The following is a 24,053-nucleotide window of genomic DNA, read 5'->3' on the forward strand; positions in this document are numbered from 1 at the left end:
TCTTGGGTGGGGGGGTTAGGGGTTAGGGGTTAGGGGCGGGTTGTCAGTGGTAGGGCTAGGCGTAGGGCGTCGGAGAGGTTTAGGGGGCGGGTTATGCCGGTGGGGAGGGGGTCGGTCCAGCCGGGGCCGGCGGCGGCGATCAGGGCCGGGCGGGGGCGGGCGGCGAGGACGGGCGTGAGCTGGGCCGGGTCGCCGGTGGGGGTGAACTGGGACCAGATGAAGACGGCGGCCGGGCCGGTGCGGCGGATCGCGTCGGCCAGGGCTGGGGGCGGCACGCGGGCGCCGAGCATGCGGCTGCCGCAGCCCTGCTCGGCCAGCGCGGCGGCGAGCGCCTCCAGGGGCAGGGTGTGCTGCTCCTCGGCGGCGCAGGCGAGCAGGGTGCGGGCGGCGGCCGCGCCGAACGGCCGGGGCACCGTCCACAGCACCTCCAGGATGCAGCGCGACAGCAGGTGCTCGACCTCGATCATGTGCCCGTCCGGCTCCTGCCGCCGGGCGACCTCCACCAGCACCGGGCACAGCAGGTGGTCCCAGGCGTAGACGACGCCGCGGCCGCGTACCGCCGAGGCGATCGTGGACAGCATCGCGGGCATGTCCAGGCGCACCGCGGCGACGGTGAGCCCCCGCGCCGACGGGTCGGCGGCAGGGGCGAGGCGGGCGGCGGCAGGCTCGCCGGGCAGACCGGCGAGCGCGATCCGGGCCGCCTCGTGGGCCGGCACGCCCTCGGTGGTCAGCCGGCACATCACTTCGAGCCGGGCGACGTCGTCGGGCGTGTAGCGGCGGTGCCGGTGCGCGACGTGCTCACTCGGCCCGAGGCCGTACCGCTGATGCCAGGTGCGCAGCGTGGTCACCGCGACGCCGAGCCGCCGCGCGACGTCCCCGGCGCTGCGGCCCTGTTCGCTCATGCTGCATGCTCCCCCGAGGCGCGGGACATGCTCAGCCGCCGATGATGCGTTGCGCGGCGAGTTTGCCTGAGATCAGCACCATCGGCACGCCGACGCCGGGAGTGGTGCCGGAGCCGGTGAAGACCACGTTGGACAGGGCCGGGTGCAGGTTGCGCGGCCGGAACGGGCCCGACTGGGTCAGCGTGTGCGCGGCCGCGAACGGCGTGCCCGCGTCCATGCCCTGGTCGGCCCAGTCGGCCGGGGTGATCACGGTCCGGGTCTGCACGCCCGCCTTGAAGCCGGGGTAGCCCCGCGCTTCGAGGACGTCGATCAGCTCGTCGGCGTACCGGTCGGCCAGCGCGCCGCGCCAGTCCTGGTCGCCGGTGACCAGGTTGGGCACGGGCGCCAGCACGTAGTAGGTGTGCCGTCCGGCCGGGGCGGCCGACGGGTCGGTGCGGCTCGGGTTGGTGACCAGCAGCGACGGGTCGCTCATCAGCTCCCCCTTCGTGATCACCTCGTCGAAGGTGCGCCGCCACTCGCGACCGAAGTGGATGTTGTGGTGCCCGGCTTCGGGGTACTCCGCGCTGGAGCCGAGGTGCAGCACCACGCACGACGGCGAGTAGCGCAGCTCGCGGGGGCGCGAACCGGGCAGCAGCGCGTGGGCGGCGGCGGTGTCCGGGTTGAGCACGACGGCGTCGGCAGCGATGCGCTCGCCGTCCGTGGTGACGACCGCGGTCGCCCGGCCGCCGCTGGTCTCCACCCGCAGGGCCTCGGTGCCGTAGCGCAGGCGCACACCGTGCTTCTCCGCGGCCGCGGCCATCGCCCTGGGCACCGCGTGCATGCCGCCGCGCGGGAAGTAGACACCGGCCACCGAGTCGAGGTACGCGATGACGGTGTACACGGCCAGCGCCTTGTGCGGGGACAGGCCCGCGTACATGGCCTGGAACGAGAAGACCCGGCGGGTGCGCTCGTCCTTCAGGAAGGAGTCGACGCGGTTCTGCAGCCGCCCGAACGCGCCTGCCGCGACCAGCCGCAGCAGGTTGGCGGTGAGCAGGTCGCGGGGGCTGTCGAAGTTGCGCTCGATGAAGTCGTGCCGCTCCAGCTCCCACAGGCGGCGGGCGTAGTCGACGAAGCGGCGGTAGCCGTCGGCCTCCCGGTGCCCGCAGACCTGGGCGATCTCCTCGGCCATCCGGTCCGGGTCGGCGATGACGTCGAGTTTCGAGCCGTCCGGGAACCAGGCCCGGTAGGCCGGGTCCAGCGGGGTGAGGGTGAGCCAGTCGGCCATGTCCTCGCCGACCGCGGCGAAGCCCTCGGCGATCAGGTCCGGCATGGTCAGCACGGTCGGGCCGGTGTCGAACGTGTATCCGTCGCGGTCCAGCCGCCCGGCCCGGCCGCCCGGGACGTCCGCGCGCTCCAGCACGGTCACCTGCCGCCCGGCGCCGGCCAGGTGCAGCGCGCACGCCAGCCCGCCCAGCCCCGCCCCCACCACGACCACGTGATCGGTCCTTCCGGGCACCGTCCGCATGCGTGCGCTCCTTCCGGTCATGCCGCGCGCCAGGCCACCGCGGCGGCGAGCTCGCCGAGCGCGGCGCGGACGGGCTGGTCGACGGGCGCGTCGGCGAGCGCGCCCTGCGCCTCGGCCACCCGCTCGGCGATCATGTCGCCGAGCCGCTGCGCGGCCCCGGTGGCGCGGATCACCTCGCCCAGCCGGGCCACGTCGGGATGCCCGGCGGCCAGCAGTTTATCCAGCTCGGCGTGCTGGGCGGCGGTGGCCCGGGCGCGGGCCAGCAGCAGGAGCACGGTCGGCTTGCCGAGGTCGTCGCCGACGGGCTTGCCGGTGACGGCGGGTTCGCCGTACAGCCCGAGCAGGTCGTCGCGCAGCTGGAAGGCCTCGCCGACGGCCAGCCCGTAGCGGGTGTAGGCGCGCCCGAGCGGCCCGCGGGCGAACGTCGCCGCCGGGGCGCCGGCCAGCGCCGCGCCGTAGTGCAGGGGCCAGGTGGCGGTGTAACCGGCCGTCTTGAGCCGGGCGGTGCGCAGCGCCCGCTCCGGCGACCAGGCCGGCGCGTGGTCGCCGAGCACGTCCAGGAACTGCCCGGCGATGGCCTCGACCCGCATCCGGTCGTACGCCGCGCGCGCACCGGCCAGCGCCGCCGCGTGCACCTTCGCCCGGCTCATCAGCCGGTCGGCCCAGACCAGGCACAGGTCGCCGACGAGGATCGCGCCGGCGTCGCCGAAGCGGTCGGCGTCGCCGCGCAGCCGCTGGCCCGCGTGCGCGGCGGCGAGCGCCCGGTGCGTGGTGGGGCGGCCCCGGCGGGTGGCGGAGCGGTCCATCACGTCGTCGTGGACCAGCGCGAACGCGTGCAGCAGCTCCAGCGCGGCGAGCGCGGGCAGCACGGGCTGCACGGGCGCGTCCGGCCCGGCCACGCTGCGCCAGCCCCAGTAGGCGAAAAGCGGGCGGATGCGCTTGCCCCCGCCGAGCACGGCGTCGCGGGCCGCGGCCAGCAGCGGTTCGAGCGCGTGGTCGACGTCCAGCAGCGCGGCCGTCTCGGCGAGCACGAAGTCGCTGAGCGCCTGGTCGACACGATGGTGCAGGTCAGCGGCGTGGTCTACCGGCCCGGGACCCGCGGTCGGGGTAAGGGAAGGAGCGGTCGCGGAGAAGGTGTCGTTTGCCACGGGCTCAGATTAGCGTAGAGTCGAAGTTGCGTCGATTGCTGAGTCGATATTTCTGACAGGAGAGCCCCGTGGAGCCTGAACTCGCCGCGGCGTACGAGCGCTGCCGGCAGCTGCACCGCCGCCACGGCCGCACGTACTACCTGGCCACCCGCCTGCTCCCGGCCTGGAAGCGCCCGCACGTGCACGCGCTCTACGGCTTCACCCGCTATGCCGACGAGATCGTCGACAGCACCGACGACCTGCCGCCCGCGGCCCGCGCCGCCCGGCTGCGCGAGTGGTCCGACCGCTTCGTGGCGGGCCTGCACGGCGCCCGGGTCGACGATCCGCTGCTGCCCGCCGTGCTGCACACCATCGAGCGCTTCGACATGGACCGCGCCGACTTCGCGTCGTTCCTGCGCAGCATGGCCATGGACCTGGAGGTCACGGAGTACGCCGACTACGGCGACCTGCTCGCCTACATGGAGGGCAGCGCAGCGGTCATCGGCACGATGATGCTGCCGATCCTCGAACCGGCCGACGCCGACGTGGCCCGCGAACCCGCCCGCCAGCTCGGGCTGGCCTTCCAGCTGACCAACTTCCTGCGCGACGTCGGCGAGGACCTGCACCGGGGACGGATCTACCTGCCCCAGCGCGACCTGCGCACGTTCGGCGTGAGCCCGGCGGAGCTGTACCAGGCCGCCGCCCGCGGCACCGCCACCACGGCGATCCGCGAGCTGGTCCGCTACGAGATCGTCCGGGCCCGCGAGCACTACGCCGCGGCGGCTCCGGGCGTCACCATGCTCGCGCCGACCTCGCAGGCCTGCATCCGCACCGCGTTCCACCTCTACGGTGGCATCCTCGACGAGATCGAACGGGCCGATCTCGACGTGTTCGCCCGCCGCGCGACCGTGCCCACCCGCCGCCGGTTGCAGGTAGCCGCCCGCTGCCTGCTCACCCCCGCCGGCACCCCGATCGCGACACCCCGCGCGCCGGAGCGGGCGAGCTGATGGACGCGCTGCGCTACCTGCTGATCCTGGCCGCCTGCGTCGCCGTGACGCTGCCGCTGGAGCCGGTGCTCGGCGCGCGCGTCTACCGGCAGCCGCGGCGGCTGCTGGCCACGCTCGTCCCCGTGGTGGCCGTGTTCGTGCTCTGGGACCTCGTCGCGGTCGCGCGCGGCCACTGGTGGTTCTCGCCGCGGTACACCACCGGCGTCACCGTCGCGGGCCTACCGTGGGAGGAGTGGCTGTTCTTCGTGGTCGTGCCGCTGTGCGCGCTGCTCACCTTCGAGGTGCTGGGCCGCGCCCCGCGGCTGCTGCGGCGTGCCGAGCGCGCCGGACCGCCGCGCCGTGACCCGGCCGACGACGCACCACCGGCTCGCGTCGTCGAGGACCCGACCGCGGCCGCCCGGGCCGCCGCGCCCGCGCGACCGGAGACCACGGTGAGCCGACGTGGCCGCTGAGTACACGATCGCCGCCGTGGCCGCCCCGGTCGCCGTGGTGGCCCTGGAGCTGGTCGTGCTGCGCACCGGGCTGCTGCGGACGGCCCGCTACTGGATCACCGTGGCGATCTCGCTGGCGTTCATGGTGCCGGTGGACGGCTGGCTCACCCGGCCCGACGCCACCGTGGTGCACTACGCCGAGGAGCAGATCAGCGGCGTACGCGCACCGTGGCACATCCCGGTCGAGGACTACGGGTTCGGCCTCGCCCTGATCACGCTGACCCTGCTGCTGTGGCAGCGGCTGCGCCCGGCCGGCGAGGGCGGGGGCCGCGATGCGTGACCCGGTGGCGGCGTTCCTGCGCCACGGCTTCACCTACCTGGTCCGCCGGGACCTGCGCGGGGTGTGGCTGCGCGGCGGGCTGCCCCGCGGCCCGTTCGTCTGGGCCGCGAACCATCACAGCTGGTGGGACCCGTTCGTGGCGTCCGTCGTGCTGGACCGCTCGCGGCACCCCGCGTGCCTGATCATGGCGCAGGACAACCTGGCCCGGTACCGGTTCGTGCGCCGGGTCGGCGTGTTCGGCACCGCCGAGCCCCGGGCCGGGCTGCGGCACCTGGCCGACGGGCGCACCCTGGTCATCTACCCCGAGGGCGAGCTGCGCCCCGCCGGCCCGCCCGGCCCGCTGTCGCCCGGCGCGGCCTGGTACGCCCGCCAGGCGCGGGTGCCGCTGTACGCGGTCGCGGTCCGGGTGGCGCTGCGCGGCCAGACCAAGCCCGAGGCGTACGTCTCCTGCACCGAGGTGACCCGCCGCGGCCGCGACGACCAGGTCACCGAGCGGCTCGCCGAGACCCTGGCCGCCGACCTGTCCGCCCTGGACAGCCAGCTCGCCGTCGCCGATCCGCGCCGGCCGCTGGCCAGCTTCCGCCGGGTGCTGGCCGGGCGGCGCAGCGTCGACGAGCGCATCGACACCGTGCAGGGAGCGGCGCCGTGGGCGTCCTGAGCACCGCCGTGCTGGGCTTCCACCTGGTCAAGACCGCCGGGCTGGTGAGCAACGCCCGGTCCTTCCCGGTGCTGGCCCGCGGGCGGTCGGGGCCGGGGCGTCCGCGCACCTCGCTGCTGGTGCCCGCGCGCGACGAGGCCGCCCGGCTCCCGGACACCCTGCCCGGCCTGCTCGCCCAGCCCGCCGAGGAGATCCTGGTCCTCGACGACGGCTCCACCGACGGCACCGCAGACATCGTCGCGGGATTCGCCGACCCGCGCCTGAAGCTGGTCACCGGCGCGCCCCGCCCCGACGGCTGGATCGGCAAGAACTGGGCCTGCCACCAGCTCGCCCTGGCCGCCGGCGGCGACCTGCTGGTCTTCCTCGACGCGGACGTGACCCTGCGGCCCGGCGCGCTGGACGCGGTGTGGGCGCAGCAGCGCCGCCAGCGCGCCGACGTGTTCTCCGTGTTCCCGCGCCAGCGGACGGACAGCCTCGGCGAGCGCCTCCTGGTGCCGCTGATCGACGAGAACCTGCTCGGCTTCCTGCCGCACCAGCTGCTCGACCTGCCGATCCCGGCTGCCGCGGTGGCCAACGGGCAGCTGCTGGCCTTCCGCCGCGCCGCCTACGCGCACGTGGGCGGGCACGCGGCGGTGGCCGGCGAGATCGTCGAGGACCTGGCGCTGGCCCGGCTCAGCCGCCGCAAAGGCTTGAAACTGGGCCTAGCGCTCGGCGGCGACCTGGTGAGCACCCGCATGTACGACGACTACCGCGGTGCCGTACGCGGCGTCGGCAAGAGCATGCGGGCCGCGCACGGCGGTAGTGACCTGCTGCTGGCGGCGAGTTTCGCCTGGAACCTGACCGCGTACACGGTGCCGTGGCTGCTGTGGCGGCGCGGCGGCGCGTGGCGGGCCGCGGCGGCGCTCGGGCTCGCCGAGCGGGTGCTGTCCAACGCCAAGACCGGGCGCGGAGCGTACGCCGAAGCCGCGCTGGTGCCGTTCACCGCGCCCGCCGCCGTGCCCGTCTACCTGACCGCGCTGCGCCGCACCGCGGTCTGGAAGGGACGGGAGTACCGGTGAGCCTCCCCTCGCCCGCGGGCACACCGCTGCTGGGCCACCTGTGGCGATGGACCACCGACCCGGTGCGGCTGCTGCGCGACGGGGCCCGCACCGGCGACGTGTTCCGGCTGCGACTGTGGCGCACCGCCGTGGTCGGCTACACCCCGGACTGGAATCGCGCCGTGCTCGGCGACCTGGACACGTTCCGCAGCGTCGGCAGCCTCAGCGGGCTCACGCCGTACCTGTCCGCCGGGGTGGTCTACCAGGACAATCCCGCCCACGACCCGCGCCGCCGCGAACTCAACCCGCACTTCCACGCCCGCGCTCTGGACCACCTGCTGGAGCGGCTGGATCTGGTGGCGCGCGCGGACCTGCCCACCGGCCGGTTCGAGGCGCTGGGCTGGGCGAGCGACGTGGTGCGCCGGATGCTCAACGCCGCGTTCTTCGCCAACACCATGCCGGACAGGCTGCTGGCCGACTTCCTGCAGCCGCTGCAGCGGCCCGCGCCGGGTCCGATGATCCCGCGGCCGCTGCTGTTCCGCCGCCTCGACGCGGCCATCGCCGCGATCCTCGCCGACCCGCCGCCGGGCAGCCTCGCCGAGGCGCTGTCCGGGATGGACGGCGCGGTCGCGGAGCTGCGGGTCGGGCTCGCCGCCGGTTACGACACCACCGCGCACACCCTGGCCTGGGCCCTGTGGCACCTGGCCGGCGCGCCCGAATGGCGGCAGGCCGACACGCTCGGGCAGGTGCTCGACGAGATCCTGCGCCTCTACCCGGCCGGGTGGCTGGGCAGCCGCGTCACCGCCCACGACACCGCCGCCACCGGCGTCCGCCTGCCCGCGGGCACGCTCGTGCTGTACTCCCCGCTGCTCACCCACCGCGACGAGCGGCTGTGGCCCGACCCGGACACGTTCCGGCCCGAGCGGTTCGAGGACGGGCGGCCCGCCTGGGGCTTCCTGCCGTTCAGCGCCGGACGGCGCACCTGCCTCGGCGCCCACCTGGCCCGGGCCATGCTGCGCGCGGCCCTCGTCCCGTGGTGTGAGGCCAAACTCGCCCAGGTGGAGGGCGACCCGACACCGAGCGCCGCGATCGCGCTGCGACCGCGTGGACCGCTCTGGCTCGACCGGCGCTGGTGACCCGCGGCGGCCGCCCGGGTGCTCCGGCCAGTCCGCTCGGCCGCCCCGGCGAGACCGGCCGCGTCGCTGACCTGCCTCCGCTGGGGCCGGCAGGGCAGCCTGGGACCCGTCAGTGCCCGCACGGCCCGAAGGGCTGGAAGTCCCCGAACGGCGGCTCGGACAACGCGTCAGGCAGCCGGAACGCGTTGCATCTGGTCACCGGCTCGGCAGCGGAGTCGTCGCCGTCGACCACCAGGGTGCCGCCCGTGAACGCGCCGGGAATCGGCGTCCAGCCCAGGTTCTGCTCGTAGTAGCGCGCCGCCGCCCGCACCGACGGCACCCGGTCGTCGTCGATGAGGATCAGCCCGCCGGGCCGCACGATCTTGCGCAGGAAGTAGAAGTCGACGAACACCTCGTGGAACCGGTGACTGCCGTCCACGAACGCCGCGTCGGCGACGAATCCGTCGGCGACCAGCCGCGCGAGCGCGACCGACGACCAGTCCGGGATGAGCCTGGTGATCGGCGCCAGCCCCGCCGAGCACAGCTGGTCCCAGCCGACGTTGCGCCAGACGCTGTCCTGGAACGGGTCGATGACGACGTGCCGGGGATCCGGCCGGCCCACCGCGAGCAGCGCCTCGCCGATCGCCAGCGCCGAACTGCCGTAGGCGAGCCCGACCTCCACGACCGTGGCCACGCCCTCGGCGATCAGCAGATCGCGCAGCACGTCGCCGTCGCGCTCGGGCACCGTCACCGTCGGGAAATCGTCCGCCCGGTCCCGCGTCCAGGGCGGACCCTCCTGTGCGAGCCGGTGGCGCACCGCACGGATCCGGGACACGGCTGTGTCTGTCGTCATCGGTCGATTATCGGCGGTCGCGGCCGCCGAATCCGGGAGCCCGCTCCGGTGACGCCTTCCGGTCGGCGGGAGTCTCGCGGGCAAGTTCGGGAAAGCGCATTCCAGGTAGGACACGGTATCGCCGTCCGCCGACGCCCGTCAATGGCTCGTCACCGGCCGCACGTATCCGGCGCTGCAACAATCCTGCACACGGTGATCCATTGACTTCGTCTCGTTCGGACTGCACCTTGTTAGGGAATGCGCTTTCCCGAAACACCGGCGGAACGGGCCTCCCGCCGGTCGTGACCGGGGCGCGTGGGTACTGCCGCCCGAACGTTCCCGACCGGGCGGCACCGACCTCGAGACGGGAACCCACGGCCCCGACGGTTCGGCACGGGCGCAGCCGCTGACGGCCTCGACGGCCCGATCCAGGCCTCGGCGGCATCGCAGACCAGCTCCATACCGAGAAGAGCACCGCTCCGGGTCGATCCGCGACCTGCCCGGCACCAGGCGAGGGCCCACAGCCTCGCCGGACTGCCGCGTCGACCCCTCACCTGCGCGGCGAAACCCGCGAACGAAGACGAAAGCGAGACGAAGATGAAGCGACCAGTCACACGGCGACTTCTGGCGGCGCTGGCCACCACAGCCGCGGTAGCCGCGATCGGCGTCGCCCTGCAGGCGCCTCAGGCGTCGGCGGCGACCGGCGGCGTCACCGGCTTCGCCACCCAGAATGGCGGGACGACCGGCGGCGCGGGCGGTGCGACGGTGCAGGCCTCCACGGGAACCGCGATCCACGCGGCCCTCTGCAGCCGGGCCAGCAGCAGCACCCCGATCACCATCCAGGTCTCCGGGACCATCAACCATGGCAACACCACCAAGGTCTCGGGCTCCAGCTGCAACACCGCCGCTGACAAGATCGAGCTCAAGGAGATCAGCAACGTCACGATCATCGGGGTCGGCGGCGGCGCGATCTTCGACCAGCTGGGCATCCACATCCGGGACTCCAGCAACATCATCATCCAGAACGTGACCGTGCGGAACGTCAAGAAGTCGGGCTCGCCCCTGTCCAACGGCGGCGACGCCATCGGCATGGAGAGCACCGTCCGCAACGTCTGGGTCGACCACGTCAACCTCGAAGCCTCGGGCGGCGAGGCGGAGGGCTTCGACGGCCTCTTCGACATGAAGGACGACGTCGAGTACGTGACGCTGTCCTACAGCACGCTGCGCAACTCGGGCCGCGGCGGTCTCATCGGCTCCAGCGAGAGCGACACCGGCAACAGCTTCATCACGTTCCACCACAACCTGTACGAGAACATCGACTCGCGTACTCCCCTGCTGCGCGGCGGCATCGCCCACATCTACAACAACAGTTACGTGAGCCTCAACGAGTCGGGCATCAACTCCCGGGCCGGGGCGCGCGCCAAGGTCGACAACAACTACTTCAAGAACTCCAAGGACGTGCTCGGCACGTTCTACACCAGCGAGGCCGGCTACTGGCAGGTCAGCGGCAACATCTTCGACAACGTGACCTGGTCGAGCCCCGGCACCGACACCAACCCCGCCGGGCCGAACGTGCAGTCCAACACCACCGTCAGCATCCCGTACTCCTACACCCTGGACGCGGCGAGCTGCGTGCCGAGCGTCGTGGCCGCCACGGCGGGCGCGAACAAGGGCCTGCAGGTGTCCAACGGCAGCTGCACGCCGGTCTCGCCGTCGGCGGGACCGAGCAGCACCGCCCCGTCGGCCAGCCCGTCGCGGTCGACCGCGCCGTCGCCGTCGGCGAGCTCCGTGCCGAGCCCGCAGCCGTCGACCAGCCCCAGCGGGACCAACCTCAGCCTCGCCGCCGACGCCGGCGCCGACGGCTCCAGCAAGGCCAGCGGCACCAGCTACGGCAATGTCAAGGACGGCAACCTGAGCACGTTCTGGTCGCCTTCCGGCGCGACCGGTGACATCTCGGTCAAGTGGAGTTCCGCCAAGTCGGTGTCCCGGATCGTCATCCGCGAGGCGTCCGGCTCGACCGGGGCCATCGGGTCCTGGCAGGTCCTCAACGGCGCCACGGGCGCGGTCCTGAAGTCGGGCAGCGGCGCGGGCACCATCACCTTCACCGCCACCTCGACCACGAAGGTCACCTTCCGGATCACCAGCTCGTCGGCCGCCCCGAAGGTCGCCGAGTTCGAGACCTACGCGAGCTGACCGCACGACCACCCGAGACGAGGGGCGGGAGCCGTCGCATCTGGCGGCTCCCGCCCCTTCGGTCTCGTCACCGGTGCCCGGCCCCCTACCCGGCGTCGAGGCTCAGCCCGCCACTGCCCGGCGGCGGCGCGGCATGAGCAGCAGGAAGCCGATGCCGGGCAGCAGGAGCGCGGTGCCGGCCAGCACGATGACCCAGTGCTCGTCGCCCGGCCCGGTCTTGGCCAGCGTCCCGCCGCCCGGCGAGGTCCGCGGCGCGGGCGAGCTGGCGCCCGAGCCGCCGAACGTGATCTTCGTACTGGTGGCGTTGGCTTTGACGACGTCGTCGGACGCCGACGACGGCAGGATCTGCGCCGCGATCACGCAGGACCGCTTGGTGCAGTCGAACGAGCCGAACTGCTTGGCCACCCGCAGTGTGACCGGCGGGATCTTCCCGCTGGCGTCGGCGTTGACGAACTGCGCCCCGCCCGCGAGATTGCAGTCGGTGGGGCCCTTCACCTCCGCTATGCACTGCCCGATCGCGATCTGCTTGAGGTTCGCGGTGAACCCCGAGCCGTTGACCGTGATCGAGGCGCCGTCGCTCAGCCCGCTGGACTTGCTCAGCGTCAGCACCGGCTTCGCGGCGGCCGGTGACGCGATCGTCGGCACGGACACCGCCAGGACGGCGAGGACCGCGACCGCACGTGCTCTCCACATGGGAACCTCCTTCAGACGGGGGCACCGGAACGGTGCACCGCGGCGGCATCGGTGCCGAGGTATGCGGCGACCACGGCGGGATGGGTGCGGACCTGGTCGGGTGTGCCGTCGGCGACGACCCGGCCGGAGTCCATGGCGACCATCCGCGTCGCGAGCCGCGCCAGCAGCGGCAGATCGTGCTCGATGACCAGCAGCGCCACGCCGAGTTCGCGGTTGACGCGGGCCAGCAGGTCGGCCAGTGCCACGCCGTCGGCCTGCGACACCCCCGACGACGGCTCGTCGAGCAGCAGCAGCGACGGCTCCAGCGCCAGCAGGCAGGCCAGCTCGACGGTGCGGCGCGTGCCGGTGGACAGCTCGCCCACCAGGCGGTCGGCGTACGCGGCGAGCCCGAACAGGTCGAGCAGGTTGCCGGCCAGCGCCTCCTGCCGCCGCAGCGGCCCGCGTCCGCCCAGCGCGGCGGTCAGCAGCCCGGTCGGCGCGATCCGCTCCCCCGCTACCAGCAGGGACTCGCGCACGGTCAGCGTCGGGAACAGCCGGGCGTCCTGGAACGAGCGCACCAGGCCCAACCCGGCTCGCCGCTGCGGGCTCAGCCCGGTCACGTCACGGCCGGCGAAGGCGACCTGCCCCTGGTCGGGCCGGGTGAACCCGGCCAGGATCTCGAACAGCGTGGTCTTACCGGCCCCGTTGGGCCCGATGATGCCGACGACCTCCCCGGACCCGACCGCGAGGTCCACCCCGCCGACCGCCCGCACCCCGCCGAACGCCCGCGCGACCCCCCGCGCCTCCAGCAACGCCCCCGGCCCCACCACCAGCGGCACCGTCCGCCGCGGCAACGTCACCGCGGCCCGCGCCGCCACGCTCGCCGCCGCATGATCGCTGTCCCGTGCCACAACCTCGGGCGAGACCACGGTTTCCGACACCAGACGCCGATCAGGGTCCCCCGGAGGCGTCCCCGGCCGGCCGGCCGGGCGTGCCCGGCGGCCGACGAGGCGGGCCAGGGGTTCGCCCAGGCCACCGGGCATCACCACGACGACGAGCAGCCAGCCCAGGGTCAGCGCGGCCTGGCCGAGGACGCCGAGTTCCACCAGCCCGGGCAGGCCGGCCAGGAGCAGCGCGCCGAGGACCGAGCCGCCGAGCAGGCCGAGGCCGCCGACCACGGTCAGGGCGACCACGTCGATCCCGGCCGCCGCCGGGAAGCTGTTCACGGTGACCTGGGTCTGGCCGTGTCCGATGACGACGCCGCCGAGCCCGGCCAGCGCGCCCGCAGCCGCGTACACCTGGAGTTTGCGGCGCGGCGCGGGCACGCCCAGCGCGCGGGCCGCGTCCTCGTTGTCGCGCAGCGCCAGCACCACCCGGCCGAAGCCGCCCGCCCGCAGCCGGTGCGCCAGCCACAGCGCGAGCACCAGCATCAGCAGCGCGAACAGGTAGTAGTCCTTGGCCAGCACCAGGGCGTATCCGGTCCACACCGGCTTGGGCGCGGGCACCCCGTCGCCGAGCAGCCACGGCAGCCGCAGCAGCCACGCCTCGGCGGCCAGCGCGAACGCCAGCGTCGTGGCGGCCAGCGCGATGCCGCGCAGGCGCAGCGCGGGCAGCCCCACCAGCACCGCCGACCCGGCGGCGGCCGCACAGCCGGCCACCGCCCCGGCGAAGAAGTTCCCGGTGGACCCCGCCACGTGCAGCGACACCGCCGCCCCGATGCCCGCGAACGCGAACTGTCCCAGCGACAGCTCCCCGGCCAGGCCGGTGACCAGCAGCACGGACAGGCCGACGACGGCGAACCCGGCCACTGTCGTCAGCGCCGAGGCGGTCTCGTTGGTGACCAGGTAGGCCGCCCCGGCGGCCGCCAGCAGCGCGAGCCCGGCCAGGACCCGCCCAGCCCGGGACGCGGGTGCGGGCACGGCGCGCGGCCAGCGGGCCTGCTCGCCGTCGCGGCGGCCCAACTGCGGCTGCACCAGCAGTGCGACCAGGATGAGCAGCGCCAACGCCAGGGACACCCCGCCCCGGCCCGCGCCCATCGACAGCAGCACTTGCTCGCCGATGCCGACGCCGAGGCAGGCCGCGAACGCGATGGGCAGAGAGGCCATGCGTGCCGCCACCGCCCCGGCGAGGCCCCGCAGCAGCAGCTCCGGTCCGAGGGTGTCGATCGACTGTGCGCCCTGGGTAGGGGTCACCAGGATCGCGGAGAACGCCGCCACCGCACCCGCCATGGCCCAGGCGAGCGTCGTCATGCGCGCCGCCGGGATGCCGTTGAGCCGGGCGGTGTCCGGCGCGTCGGCACCGGCGCGCACCGCCAGGCCGAACCGGCTGCGCCGCAGGAACAGCGCCAGCCCGCCCAGCAGCAGCGGGGCCAGCAGCGCCATCGCCGTGAACGCGGGCCCGATCGGGGTGCGCCCGAGCGTGAACGACGGCAGTCCGGGCGGCCTGGGGAACGTCAGGCCGTTCAGTCCCTGGCTGCTCACCAGCAGGGCGAGGATCAGCACGAACTGCGACAGCCCCAGCGTGGCGATCATCCCGGTGACCCCGGGGCGGCCGCGCAGGCGGCGTACGACGGCGACCTCGATCAGCGCGGAGACGCCGCCTGCGACCGCCATGGCCAGCGGGAACGCCACCCAGTACGGCACCCGCACGGCGGTGACCAGCAGGCTGAGCACGGCCGCGCCGAACACGCCGACCGAGCCGTGGGCGAAGTTGAGGAAGCGGCTGGACCGGTACACCAGCACCAGGCCCACCGCCAGCAGGCCGTAGGTGAGGCCGGTGAACAGGCCGAGGACGATCGGGTCGATCATGCGTGCCCGCCCAGCATCAGCGAGCGCACCAGCTCCGGCCGGGCGGCCAGGTCCTGCGGCCGGTGCTCGGCGGCGATGGCTCCCCGCTCCATGAAGCAGATCCGGTCGACCAGGGACAGCGCCACGTTCACCGACTGCTCGACGACCAGGACGGACATGCCGGTCGCGTTCAGCCGCCGCAGCATCTCCAGCAGGCCGCCGACCACGATCGGGGCCAGGCCGAGCGACAGCTCGTCGACGAGCAGCAGCCGCGGGCGCTGGATCAGCGCCTTGGCGAGGACCAGCATCTGGCGCTCGCCGCCGGACAGCGTCGCGGCGGGCTGGTGTGCCCGCTGCGCCAGGCGCGGGAACACGGCCAGGGCGGCGTCGACGCCGGCGTGGGCCTGGGCGGGCCGCAGGGCGTACCCGTGCAGGCGCAGGTTGTCGAGCACGGACAGCGAGCCGAACGCGGCCTGGCCCACGACGGTGGCCAGGCCGAGCCGCACCCGGCGCACCGCCGAGACGCCGGTGACGTCCGCGCCGAACAGCTCCACCCGGCCCGCCGTCGGCCGGTGCAGGCCCGACAGCACCCGCAGCAGCGTGGACTTGCCGACCCCGTTCGGGCCGCACAGGCCCACCAGCTCGCCGGGCCCGACCCGCAGGTCCACCCCGAACAGCACCTGCACCGGGCCGTAGGAGCAGTCGATCCCGGTGGCCGAGAGCACGTCATTGCGCAAAGCGTCTCTCCTCGCCGCGATAGGTGAAGCAGGAGCAGCCCTGGTCGTACGCGAGCACCCGGTAGCCGCCGCCCGCCGCGCGCCGATCCCCGCCGAGCAGCCCGCGGGTCCCCGCGGCCGGGGTGAACCGGTCCCCCAGCGCGGACGCAGCCCGCGCGAACGCGGCCGCGTTGAGGTTCGCGCCGAGGTCCTTCGCGGCGGCGTGCAGCAGCAGCGCGGCATCGCAGTAGGTGAACGCGACGCGGGCGTTCTCCCTGGTCTTGAAGCTCTGCCCGCCCTTGGCGAAGATGTCCAGGCAGACTCGCTCGGCTTCGCCGCCGGGGAAGGCCAGCCGGCTGTCGGGCACGTCCTGGCTCGGGTTGAAGCCGACGCCGACCATGCCGGCGAGGGCTGCGGCCGGGATCGTGCCGGGGTTGTTCACCAGGAACGCCGGATTGTCAAAACTGGACACCGCGTAGCGCGCCGTGTAGCTCTGCGCGGCGGCCGTGGTCAGGAAGAACGACGCCAGCCGGGCCCCGCCGAGGAACAGCACCCGGGCGACGCCCCGGCTGCGGAAGTCGACGACGGCCTGGTTGAGCCCGGCGTTCAGGGTGCCGAGGTCGGTGGTGTCGACCCAGGAGACGGCCGGCGCGACGCCCAGCCTGCGCAGCTCCGGCTCGGCGAGCCGCGCGTAGACGGCCCGGTTGACCGGCGTGTCCGCGGCGACCACCCCGGCCGCGTCGACGCCCGCGAAGAAGCCCTCGCCGTGCAGCGTGGACAGCAGCGCCTTGACGAACTCGTCATAGCCGGGATAGCTGGCCGACCACAGGTACGGCGACAGCTTCGCGTACGTGGCGTCGTCGTTGGGGACCAGGGTCGCGTCCAGCATCAGCGTGCCGCGCGAGGCGTAGCAGGGGCGGGCGTTGGACTGGAACTGCCCGGTCAGCACCACCGCGAACGCCTTGTCGTCCTGGGTGATCTGGTTGCACAGCTTCTCCTCGGCGGCCGGGGAGTCGTTGCTGGCCTCGTACGAGCGGAACACCGCCTGCAGCCGCCGCCCGGCGATGCCGCCGTTCGCGTTGACGTGCTCCTCCAGCGCCTTGACCTGGGCGGGCAGGTCACCCGCGTCGGCGGTGCGGAAGCCGAGGCTGCTGCCGGTGGTGCCCAGGTCGACGCCGACGAAGACCACCTTCACCGTGCTGCTGGTGACCCCCGGCCCGGCCCCGGTCAGCGTCACCGGCGGCCCCTGGTCGAGCGCGCCGGGCATGACGGCCGAGCAGCCGGTGAACGCCACCGCCGCCACCACCGCCGCGGCCGCGGCGCGCAGCGCCGTCGATCTGTCCACGGGTCACCCTCTTTCGCGAGTGGCAAGGTAGGCGTCCAGCGCCCGCAGGTCGACGACCGCGTCCGGCTGCCGCGGCTCGCGTTCCAGCAGGCGGCGCACCTCGTCGGGGGCGAGCTGCCCGCCCGCGAGGCGACGCATGCGGCCCGCGCCGGGCGCGTCGTCGAAGACGAGGTACGCCCCCAGGTCGGGCACCCGCACCACGGCGGGCAGCAGCATCGGCCCGTCCCCGGCGAGCGCCGGGCCAACGGCGCGGACTCGGCGGCGGCGCAGGAGCCGCAGCACCCCGAACCCGATCAGCGCGAGGCCGATGACGTTGAGCAGCACCAGCCCCCACGGGTACGCCTGGTGCACCGCCTTCGCCCGCCCCAGCCCGCCCAGCTCCACGGTCACCGGGTAGGCCCCGAACGCCGCGAACGGGATGGTGACCGCGACCTCGTAGGTGCGGGTCTCGCCGGGGCGCAGCTCGCCGGTCGGCGGGGTGGGCACGGCGTCGAGCCCGTTGCCGACGCGCACGGTCAGCGGCGCACCGGTCAGCGCGGACGCACCCGCATTGCGCACGGTGTAGACCAGCGTGCGCTGTTGTGGCCCGCCGAACCAGGCCGACACGGACCCGCCGCCGGTGAGCCGGGCCTCGACGACGTCGACCTGCGCCTGGGTGCGCGCGGGCACCGGCACGGGACCGGTCGGGTGGCCGGACACGTCCAGCGGGGCGTCCACATGGCCGCTCTCGCCCGCGCCGACCGCCGCCGCATGCACCACGCACGGGCACGGCCGGGGCGGCTCGCCGACGGTCAGCACCACGGAGAACGTGCCGTCGGGGCGCACCGCGGTCGCCAGCGCGCCCCGCATGTCGCACGACGCCGAACCGCCAAGCGCCAGCTCACCGCAGGTGACCAGCTGCACCAGCCGACCCGCGGGCCAGTTCGCGCCGGTCACCCGCACCGTTTCGCCGGGCCTGGCCTTGGGCGCGGACAGCGTCACGCTCCACCCATCGGCATGCGCTGGAAGTGGCGTGAACAGCAGGGCAGACGTGCCGAGCAGCCCGGCGATCAATCGCCGCATCCGACCGGTCGGCGCGCTCGCGGGCGGCGTGCCTGCGCGGCGCGTGCGGAACGTGGCGCGTGCGGCCGTGCTCGGGCGGCTCATGCCAGACCTCGCGGGCGCAGGCGGCGGGCCCGGCGGCGACGCCGGATCAGCTGGATCGCCACGAGCACGAGCAGGGCGAGCACACCGAGGGCGGGCAGGACGCCGGTGACCGTGGTCGTCGACCCGGTGGCGCGCACGCCGCCCTCGGCGGTGGCGGTGACCGTGGTGGTGACGACGTCGACCGGCCACACCCCGCGCAGCGCCGCCCGCAGGCGGGTGCGCGCGCCGGGCACGAGGTCGAGCTGCGAGCCGGGCCCGGCCGTGGTGACGGTGTGTCCGAACAGGCCGGACGACGTCACCGACAGGGCGGGCACCAGGTGGATGTTGCCGGTGTTGGCCAGCGTGTAGGCCAGCTCGCCGGCGTCGGCGGCCAGCTCCTCGACGGCCAGGCCGGGCACGGTCGGGCCGCTGACCCGCAGGTAGACCCGGGCGGCCACGGCGTGGGTGACACCGACCGTCAGGCCGCCCTCGGCGAGCTGCCCGCTCGGCGTGGACTCGGCGGCGACGACGCCGCCGACGTGGTCGCCGGGCGGGGCGTTGGCCGGGACGGTGATGGTGAACGGGATGTCGGTCTGGCGTTTGGCGGGCACGACGACCTCGGCCAGGCCCAGCTGCGTCCACGCGCCGATCCCCTGCTGCCGCTCGGCCTGCGGGCGCAGCCCGAACCCGCCGTCGGCGCTGGTGTTGAAGGCGTCCGCGCCGTACAGGCGCAGGGTCATCGGGCGGTCGGTCAGGTTCGCCACGCGCACCGAGTCGATGACCGTGCGGCCGGGCGGCGACTCCAGGAAGAAGTACTGGCGCGGGGCGGGGCCGGGCTGGTCCGGCGGGGTGGGGACGACCGCCCAGCGGCCGTTGCCCGCGGCCTGGGCGGGGACCGGCGCGGTGACGGCGAGCAGTGCCGCGGCGAGCGCGACCGCGGCCGTACGCGACCAGATGGCCATCAGCCTCTCCCCGGGTGGTGGGATACAGGGGGCCGGTGGGGACGGATAGCGCCCGCCCCCACCGGTTCCGCCTCAGCTCAGCGTGATCGTGAGCGTCGCGGAGTACGCGCCGGCCCGCTGGTGCGCAGGCACGGTCAGGGCGAGCGCCGCGGAGGCGTCGAAGCTGCCGCCGGTGCCCGCCGCGTCGGCCGGAGCCGAGCACAGCGTGGCGCCGTCCACCGGACCCGCCGAGCCCGCGGCCGCGGTGGCGGCGTTGGTCGCGCCGGCGGTGCCGGTGCACGCGGGGGTCCAGGACAGGTTCGCCTTCGGGATGGTGCCGCCGGGGGTGCCGGTGAAGTCGGTGAGCGTGCCGACCAGGCTCCAGCCGAAGGTGCTGCCGCGGTGGTCCGTCACCGTGATGACCGGCAGCGATCCGGTGCTGGTGTGGACCGTGCCGTCGAGCGTGACGCCCGACAGCGTGATGTTGCTGCTGCCCGCCGCGCGGGCCATCGCGAGGTTGCCCGCGGTGACGGTCTGCGACAGGTGGTACGTCAGCGAGCAGGTCCCGGTCGTCGCCGCGCCGGTCTTCGCGACGCAGGCGTCGGCCGAGACCGCCCAGTTCGCGATGGCGAAGAGAGTGCCGGGGCCCACGCCCGACGACGCGCCGAGGTACGCGGTCGCGGGGTCGTCGACGGTGTAGGTGGTGCTGATGCCGCCGGACGCCGAGGCCGTGATGCTCACGGGTGCGTCCCCGGTCGGGTTCGGCGGCGGGGGTCCGGCCAGCGCCTGGTAGCCACGGATGGCGACCGCGCTGCCCGGGTTCCAGTTCGTGCCGGTCACCGCGACCGAGGTGCCCGCGCCGCCGCCACCGGGGTTGATGGAGACGGTGGGCGTGCCCAGGATGGTGATCGGCGCGAGGACGGTGTTGACGCCGTCGGAGACCGCGATGCTGCGGACCCCGGTGGTGGCGCCCGCCGGCACGGCGATGGTGCCCGTCCCGGCTCCCGACCCGGTGGTGCTGCCCGTGCCGGAGCCTTCGCCCGTGCCCGCGCCCGCGCCGTCCCGGAGGGAGGCGGTGAGCGTCGCGCCGGGTGCCAGGCCCGCCACCGCGAAGGTGACGGTGTTGCCGGCGCGGGCGTGCGTGGTGACGGTCTGCCCGGTCACCGCGGTCACGGTGGCCGAGCCGTCGAACACGCTGAACGCCTCGACGATGGTGCTGGCCTGGGGCGCCGTGCGGTGGTCGCGGTCGCCCGCGGCGGAGCAGTACGTCGCCGCGGTGGTGTTGGCGAACTTCACCTGCGTCACCGTGGCGGTGGCCGCGCCGGCCGGTCCGGCGACGAAGGTGCCCGCCGCCGTGATCGCGCCGAGCGGCGTGTACGGATCCCTGGCCGACGTCGGGTACGGCGCCAGGTTCAGCGTGACCGTGCCCGACTGCGAGCCGCCGAGCGCCACCGTGGCGACCACCGGGACGTCGCCGGCGACCAACGGGGCGGGCCCGTTGAGCGGTCCGGCGGCGGCCGTGAGCGTGACGGTGACGGTCTGCCCGGGTGCCGGCGTGGCCGGTGACAGGGTCAGTCCGAACGTGTCGCTCCAGGTGGTCGGTGACGAGCCGGCGCCCGTGTCGCCGAAGTAGAGCCGGCAGCCCAGCGAATTCGCTGTCGGTCCGTACGCCTGTGCCGGGGCCTCGATCAGACCCAGCGCGGCGACGACAGCGATGCTGCTGGTGACGACCGCCCACTTACTTCGCATGGAACCTCCCTTCTCTTCCTTGTTTCGCTAGACGAAACAACGTTCTCGTCAGCGATACGTCAATGAAGTCAGTGGGGAACCGGCTTGTCAACCGTCCGACCGGAGATGTTTGCCAGCGTCACGGGAAACCCTTGCGCCATCAGGCACGCGAGGAATAACTTTCCCTCTGACGAAACGGTGTTCCCACCTACGAAACACCAGGGCGGCTCAGATGATCTCAGCGCTGTTGTCGGCGATCGCGGTAAGCCTGCTGATCCTGGCCGCGGTGGCGGCACGCCGCCGGACCGCCGCCGGACCGGCCGCGGCCCTCGTCGCGGTGATCTGCGTGGGCCTCGCCTACGACAGCGCGGCCGTCGCGATCGGACGGCTGCTCGGCTTCGGCCCGACCCTGGAAGCCGTCAACGCGCCGCGCTACTGGATCCACGCCGTGCTGACGCCGCTGCTCATCGTCGCGGGCGCGGCCCTGGCCGCCCGGCTCGGCGTCACCGGGCTCCGGCGGCAGGCCGTGCGGATCGCAGGGGGCGTGCTGGTCACGGCAATGATCGCGCTCGGAGTCGCCGCCGACGTCGTCGGGCTGCGCCTGGAACCGCGCGAGTACGCCGACACCCTGCGCTACGGCAACGCGGCCGCGGCCGGGCCGCCGATTCCGGCGATCGTCACCATGCTCGTGCTCGTCGCGATCGGTGTCCTGGTCCGGCGGACCGTCCGTTTCCCCTGGCTGCTGCTCGGCGCGATCGCCATGTTCGCCGCCGCCGGGGCCGGGGCCGCCCACTTCTGGCTCGGCAACGTCGGCGAACTGCTGCTCCAGCTGGCCGTCGTGGCCACGGTGCTGCGCGCGGCCCGCCCGGCCCCCGACACCCCCGCGCCCCACCCGACCCACGAGCCACTCCCGCAGCACTGACCCGAGGAAACGACGCAGCGTTCGTCGCACGGCCCGCGGAATAGGTCAATGTCCGTAGAATTCAGGCATGTCACGGCGGGCGGGGGGGCGGCGGGCACGGGTGCTGGTGACCGGGGCGACCGGCTACATCGGCGGGCGGCTCGCGCCGCGCCTGATCGAGGCCGGGCACCACGTGCGCTGCCTGACCAGGTCGGCGGGACGGCTGCGGGACGTGCCGTGGGCGCGCGGCGCGGAGATCGTCGAGGCGGACGTGCTCGACCTGGACGCCACCCGTGACGCCCTGGACGGCATCGACACGGCCTACTACCTGGTCCACTCGCTCGGCACCCCGCGGTTCGAGGACGTCGACCGGCGGGCCGCGCACACGTTCGCCGAAGCCGCGCGCCAGGCCGGGGTCAAGCGCATCGTGTACCTCGGCGGCCCGGAGCCGCATCCGACGGCGGGCGGTGAACCGCCCTCGGCCCATCTGCGCTCCCGCGACGAGGTGGCGACCCTGCTCGCCGCCTCGGGAGTGCCCACGGTGACGCTGCGGGCGGCGGTCATCATCGGCTCCGGCTCCGCCTCGTTCGAGATGCTGCGCTACCTCACCGAGCGCCTGCCGGTCATGGTCACCCCGCGCTGGGTCGGCACCCGCATCCAGCCGATCGCCGTCCGCGACGTGCTGCACTACCTGGTCGCCTGGGCGAGCGTGCCGGAACAGGTGAGCCGTTCCTTCGACATCGGCGGCCCCGACGTGCTCACGTACCGCCAGATGATGGACCGCTACGCCCGCATCGCCGGGCTGCGCCCGCGCGTGATCGTGCCGGTCGGCGTGCTCACGCCGTGGCTCAGCTCGCAGTGGGTCAACCTGGTCACGCCGGTGCCCGGCGCGATCGCCAAGCCGCTGGTCGCCAGCCTGATCCACGAGGCGGTCTGCCGCGAGCACGACATCGCGAGGTTCGTGCCCGATCCGCCGGAGGGGCTCAAGGGCTTCGACGAGGCCGTCGAGCTGGCGCTGGCGAAGATCCGCGACGCCGAGGTGGAGACCCGCTGGTCCACCGCCACCTGGACGGGCGCGCCGGCCGAGCCGCTGCCCACCGACCCGGACTGGTCGGGCGGCAGCGTGTACATCGATCATCAGACCCGCCGGGTGCACGCGCCGCCGGACGCGCTGTGGAACGTCATCGTCCGCATCGGCGGCGAGACCGGCTGGTACTCCTCGCCCCTGGCCTGGGTGCTGCGCGGCTGGCTCGACCGGGTGATCGGCGGCGTCGGGCTGCGCCGGGGACGGCGCGACCCGGTGGAGATCTACGTCGGTGAGGCGCTGGACTTCTGGCGGGTCGAGGAGATCGAGCACGGCAGGCTGCTGCGGCTGCGGGCGGAGATGCTGCTGCCCGGCCGGGCCTGGCTGGAGCTGCGGGTCGACCACGACCTGCTGAGCCCGGAGCACGTCTGCCGGTACGACCAGCGGGCCGTGTTCATCCCGCACGGGCTGGCGGGGCACCTGTACTGGCAGTGCATCTCGCCGTTCCACCACTTCATCTTCGGCGGCATGGCCCGCAACATCGCCCGCGCCGCCGAGCGGGCCGCCTCGCCCGCCGAACCGTCGCCGCCGCCGGTGCGGGCGCTGTCACCGACCCGGGTGCGCGCCGACGCCGCCCCGTCCGGCCCGTGAGCGCCGGACCCGGTCGCCGGCACGTGCGCGGAGGCGCCACCCATGGGTAAGGGTGACGCCTCCGTCATTTCTTTCTGGGGAGGATCAGGTCAGAGGGTCAGCGACCATGTGTCGATACGCCCGGTGTCAGCGCTCGCGGCGTCGCGGACCCGCAGGGTCCAGGTGCCGTTCGCAGCCTCGGTGGAGAGGTTGACGGTGTAGGTCTGGTTGATGTTGTCGGCGCTGCCGCCGGACCGGTTGTGCAGGTTGTACACCGATCCGTCCGGCGCGACGAGGTCCACGACCAGGTCACCCTTGTAGGTGTGGATGATGTTGACCGCGACCGCACTGGTGGGCGAGGCGCTGCGAGCACAGCCCGAGATGGTGATGGTGCTGGTCACCGTCGTGAGGTCCGGGATCGTGACGTCGGTCGGGTTGGTGCCGGTGCAGCCGGGCGCGCCGTTGACGGTCAGGCTGTAGGTGGTGGTCCGGGTCGAGCTGGCGCCCGTGCCCGTGACGGTCACCGCGTACGTGCCCGCCGGGGTCGACCCGCTGGTGGCGATGGTCAGCGTGGAGGAACCGCCGGCCGAGGTGATCGACGTCGGGCTGAACGACGCGGTCGCGCCGCTCGGCAGGCCGCTGGCCGACAGGCTCACGGTCTGCGCGCTGCCGTTGGTCAGGGTCGCGCCGATGGTGCTGGTCACCGAGCTGCCGGGGTTGACCGAGCCCGACGCCGGCGACGCGGCGAGGGAGAAGTCGTTGCCGGTCGGGCAGGCGGCGTCGTTGCCCGCCACGTTGACCGCGGTCCAGGCGGCCTGGACGGTCTTGTACTCGACCGAGCAGGTGCCGTAGAGGTCCGTGGCGGCCCGCAGGGTGTAGGCGCGGGCGGTGTTGGCCGGGTTGCTGGTCAGCACGTAGCGGGTGCTGGAGGTGAAGTACACGTCCAGCGCGCGGTACCAGATCTTCTCGGCCTTGGTGCGGCCGATGCCGACGACGGCCGGAGCCGAGCCGCAGACCGGGCTGGTGCCGTACGCGGTGG

The 24,053-nt window shown here is 74.2% G+C and carries 21 protein-coding genes; 9 read left to right on the top strand and 12 right to left on the bottom strand.

The features are described from left to right. Positions 1-29: 29 nt before the first annotated feature. Genes HAV39_RS41085 through HAV39_RS41095 form a run of 3 tightly spaced genes read right to left on the bottom strand, consistent with a single transcriptional unit; the run spans position 30 to position 3,554 of the window. Positions 30-902 (bottom strand): MerR family transcriptional regulator, encoded by an 873-nt coding sequence (locus HAV39_RS41085; RefSeq protein WP_191844488.1) that lies wholly within the window; start codon positions 900-902, stop codon positions 30-32. Between the two features lie 31 nt (positions 903-933). Then, entirely contained in the window at positions 934-2,406 is a 1,473-nt protein-coding gene (crtI, locus tag HAV39_RS41090; protein WP_191844489.1) for a phytoene desaturase family protein, read from the bottom strand. A gap of 17 nt (positions 2,407-2,423) precedes the next feature. Continuing rightward, positions 2,424-3,554 carry a polyprenyl synthetase family protein gene (locus HAV39_RS41095; RefSeq protein ID WP_191844490.1) on the bottom strand — a complete coding sequence of 377 codons (1,131 nt, stop codon included), beginning with the start codon at positions 3,552-3,554 and terminating at the stop codon, positions 2,424-2,426. 68 nt (positions 3,555-3,622) lie between these two features. Between HAV39_RS41095 and HAV39_RS41100 the strand changes: the two genes are divergently transcribed. From HAV39_RS41100 to HAV39_RS41125, 6 genes are read left to right on the top strand one after another with little or no spacing between them, the layout of a single operon-like run. Continuing rightward, entirely contained in the window at positions 3,623-4,540 is a 918-nt protein-coding gene (locus HAV39_RS41100; protein WP_191844491.1) for a phytoene/squalene synthase family protein, read from the top strand. After that, positions 4,540-4,992, top strand: a complete 453-nt coding sequence (locus HAV39_RS41105; protein ID WP_191844492.1) for a lycopene cyclase domain-containing protein — start codon at positions 4,540-4,542, stop codon at positions 4,990-4,992. Before HAV39_RS41100 ends, HAV39_RS41105 begins: the two co-directional genes overlap by 1 nt. Continuing rightward, positions 4,982-5,311 carry a lycopene cyclase domain-containing protein gene (locus HAV39_RS41110; RefSeq protein WP_191844493.1) on the top strand — a complete coding sequence of 110 codons (330 nt, stop codon included), beginning with the start codon at positions 4,982-4,984 and terminating at the stop codon, positions 5,309-5,311. The genes HAV39_RS41105 and HAV39_RS41110 overlap by 11 nt, the downstream gene beginning before the upstream one ends. Beyond that, complete coding sequence (locus HAV39_RS41115; RefSeq protein WP_120315810.1) at positions 5,304-5,969, top strand: lysophospholipid acyltransferase family protein; 666 nt, start codon at positions 5,304-5,306, stop codon at positions 5,967-5,969. The genes HAV39_RS41110 and HAV39_RS41115 overlap by 8 nt, the downstream gene beginning before the upstream one ends. After that, complete coding sequence (locus HAV39_RS41120) at positions 5,957-7,027, top strand: glycosyltransferase family 2 protein (RefSeq protein WP_191844494.1); 1,071 nt, start codon at positions 5,957-5,959, stop codon at positions 7,025-7,027. The genes HAV39_RS41115 and HAV39_RS41120 overlap by 13 nt, the downstream gene beginning before the upstream one ends. After that, complete coding sequence (locus HAV39_RS41125) at positions 7,024-8,142, top strand: cytochrome P450 (RefSeq protein WP_191844495.1); 1,119 nt, start codon at positions 7,024-7,026, stop codon at positions 8,140-8,142. Before HAV39_RS41120 ends, HAV39_RS41125 begins: the two co-directional genes overlap by 4 nt. A gap of 109 nt (positions 8,143-8,251) precedes the next feature. Here HAV39_RS41125 and HAV39_RS41130 read toward each other — a convergent pair whose 3' ends face one another. Continuing rightward, positions 8,252-8,974 (bottom strand): class I SAM-dependent methyltransferase, encoded by a 723-nt coding sequence (locus tag HAV39_RS41130; protein ID WP_191844496.1) that lies wholly within the window; start codon positions 8,972-8,974, stop codon positions 8,252-8,254. A gap of 576 nt (positions 8,975-9,550) precedes the next feature. Between HAV39_RS41130 and HAV39_RS41135 the strand changes: the two genes are divergently transcribed. Beyond that, entirely contained in the window at positions 9,551-11,146 is a 1,596-nt protein-coding gene (locus tag HAV39_RS41135; RefSeq protein ID WP_191844497.1) for a pectate lyase family protein, read from the top strand. Between the two features lie 102 nt (positions 11,147-11,248). Here HAV39_RS41135 and HAV39_RS41140 read toward each other — a convergent pair whose 3' ends face one another. The 7 genes from HAV39_RS41140 to HAV39_RS41170 form a co-directional block, all read right to left on the bottom strand. Then, complete coding sequence (locus HAV39_RS41140) at positions 11,249-11,839, bottom strand: neocarzinostatin apoprotein domain-containing protein (protein ID WP_191844498.1); 591 nt, start codon at positions 11,837-11,839, stop codon at positions 11,249-11,251. An 11-nt stretch (positions 11,840-11,850) separates the two neighbouring features. Next, positions 11,851-14,625: an ABC transporter permease subunit gene (locus HAV39_RS41145; RefSeq protein WP_191844499.1), complete on the bottom strand. Its 2,775-nt coding sequence runs from the start codon at positions 14,623-14,625 to the stop codon at positions 11,851-11,853. Next, the gene (locus HAV39_RS41150) at positions 14,622-15,341 is read right to left on the bottom strand and encodes an ABC transporter ATP-binding protein (protein ID WP_191844500.1); all 720 of its coding nucleotides are present in this window, start codon (positions 15,339-15,341) and stop codon (positions 14,622-14,624) included. The genes HAV39_RS41145 and HAV39_RS41150 overlap by 4 nt, the downstream gene beginning before the upstream one ends. Further along, on the bottom strand, positions 15,331-16,665 hold the full coding sequence (locus HAV39_RS41155) for a type 1 periplasmic-binding domain-containing protein (protein ID WP_191844501.1): 1,335 nt from the start codon (positions 16,663-16,665) through the stop codon (positions 15,331-15,333). Before HAV39_RS41155 ends, HAV39_RS41150 begins: the two co-directional genes overlap by 11 nt. A gap of 3 nt (positions 16,666-16,668) precedes the next feature. Beyond that, positions 16,669-17,811 carry a hypothetical protein gene (locus tag HAV39_RS41160; RefSeq protein ID WP_191844502.1) on the bottom strand — a complete coding sequence of 381 codons (1,143 nt, stop codon included), beginning with the start codon at positions 17,809-17,811 and terminating at the stop codon, positions 16,669-16,671. Continuing rightward, complete coding sequence (locus HAV39_RS41165; protein WP_191844503.1) at positions 17,808-18,752, bottom strand: WxL protein peptidoglycan domain-containing protein; 945 nt, start codon at positions 18,750-18,752, stop codon at positions 17,808-17,810. Before HAV39_RS41165 ends, HAV39_RS41160 begins: the two co-directional genes overlap by 4 nt. A 72-nt stretch (positions 18,753-18,824) precedes the next feature. Beyond that, on the bottom strand, positions 18,825-20,480 hold the full coding sequence (locus HAV39_RS41170) for a WxL domain-containing protein (RefSeq protein WP_191844504.1): 1,656 nt from the start codon (positions 20,478-20,480) through the stop codon (positions 18,825-18,827). Between the two features lie 211 nt (positions 20,481-20,691). Between HAV39_RS41170 and HAV39_RS41175 the strand changes: the two genes are divergently transcribed. Both HAV39_RS41175 and HAV39_RS41180 read left to right on the top strand, forming a co-directional pair. After that, complete coding sequence (locus HAV39_RS41175; protein WP_191844505.1) at positions 20,692-21,381, top strand: hypothetical protein; 690 nt, start codon at positions 20,692-20,694, stop codon at positions 21,379-21,381. Between the two features lie 67 nt (positions 21,382-21,448). Beyond that, positions 21,449-23,035 carry an SDR family oxidoreductase gene (locus HAV39_RS41180; protein WP_191844506.1) on the top strand — a complete coding sequence of 529 codons (1,587 nt, stop codon included), beginning with the start codon at positions 21,449-21,451 and terminating at the stop codon, positions 23,033-23,035. A gap of 89 nt (positions 23,036-23,124) precedes the next feature. Here HAV39_RS41180 and HAV39_RS41185 read toward each other — a convergent pair. Continuing rightward, the coding region (locus tag HAV39_RS41185) for a proprotein convertase P-domain-containing protein (RefSeq protein ID WP_191844507.1) at positions 23,125-24,053 on the bottom strand (929 nt) is incomplete at its 5' end.

Origin of the sequence: Catellatospora chokoriensis (assembly GCF_011297315.1) — a bacterium.
Taxonomy (GTDB): Bacteria; Actinomycetota; Actinomycetes; order Mycobacteriales; family Micromonosporaceae; genus Catellatospora; species Catellatospora citrea.

Bases quoted from the DNA above. Each gene is read 5' to 3' on its own strand.
- HAV39_RS41085 (WP_191844488.1), bottom strand. From the start codon at position 902: ATGAGCGAACAGGGCCGCAGCGCCGGGGACGTCGCGCGGCGGCTCGGC.
- crtI (WP_191844489.1), bottom strand. From the start codon at position 2,406: ATGCGGACGGTGCCCGGAAGGACCGATCACGTGGTCGTGGTGGGGGCG.
- HAV39_RS41105 (WP_191844492.1), top strand. From the start codon at position 4,540: ATGGACGCGCTGCGCTACCTGCTGATCCTGGCCGCCTGCGTCGCCGTG.
- HAV39_RS41115 (WP_120315810.1), top strand. From the start codon at position 5,304: ATGCGTGACCCGGTGGCGGCGTTCCTGCGCCACGGCTTCACCTACCTG.
- HAV39_RS41130 (WP_191844496.1), bottom strand. From the start codon at position 8,974: ATGACGACAGACACAGCCGTGTCCCGGATCCGTGCGGTGCGCCACCGG.
- HAV39_RS41135 (WP_191844497.1), top strand. From the start codon at position 9,551: ATGAAGCGACCAGTCACACGGCGACTTCTGGCGGCGCTGGCCACCACA.
- HAV39_RS41140 (WP_191844498.1), bottom strand. From the start codon at position 11,839: ATGTGGAGAGCACGTGCGGTCGCGGTCCTCGCCGTCCTGGCGGTGTCC.
- HAV39_RS41145 (WP_191844499.1), bottom strand. From the start codon at position 14,625: ATGATCGACCCGATCGTCCTCGGCCTGTTCACCGGCCTCACCTACGGC.
- HAV39_RS41160 (WP_191844502.1), bottom strand. From the start codon at position 17,811: ATGAGCCGCCCGAGCACGGCCGCACGCGCCACGTTCCGCACGCGCCGC.
- HAV39_RS41165 (WP_191844503.1), bottom strand. From the start codon at position 18,752: ATGGCCATCTGGTCGCGTACGGCCGCGGTCGCGCTCGCCGCGGCACTG.
- HAV39_RS41170 (WP_191844504.1), bottom strand. From the start codon at position 20,480: ATGCGAAGTAAGTGGGCGGTCGTCACCAGCAGCATCGCTGTCGTCGCC.
- HAV39_RS41175 (WP_191844505.1), top strand. From the start codon at position 20,692: ATGATCTCAGCGCTGTTGTCGGCGATCGCGGTAAGCCTGCTGATCCTG.
- HAV39_RS41180 (WP_191844506.1), top strand. From the start codon at position 21,449: ATGTCACGGCGGGCGGGGGGGCGGCGGGCACGGGTGCTGGTGACCGGG.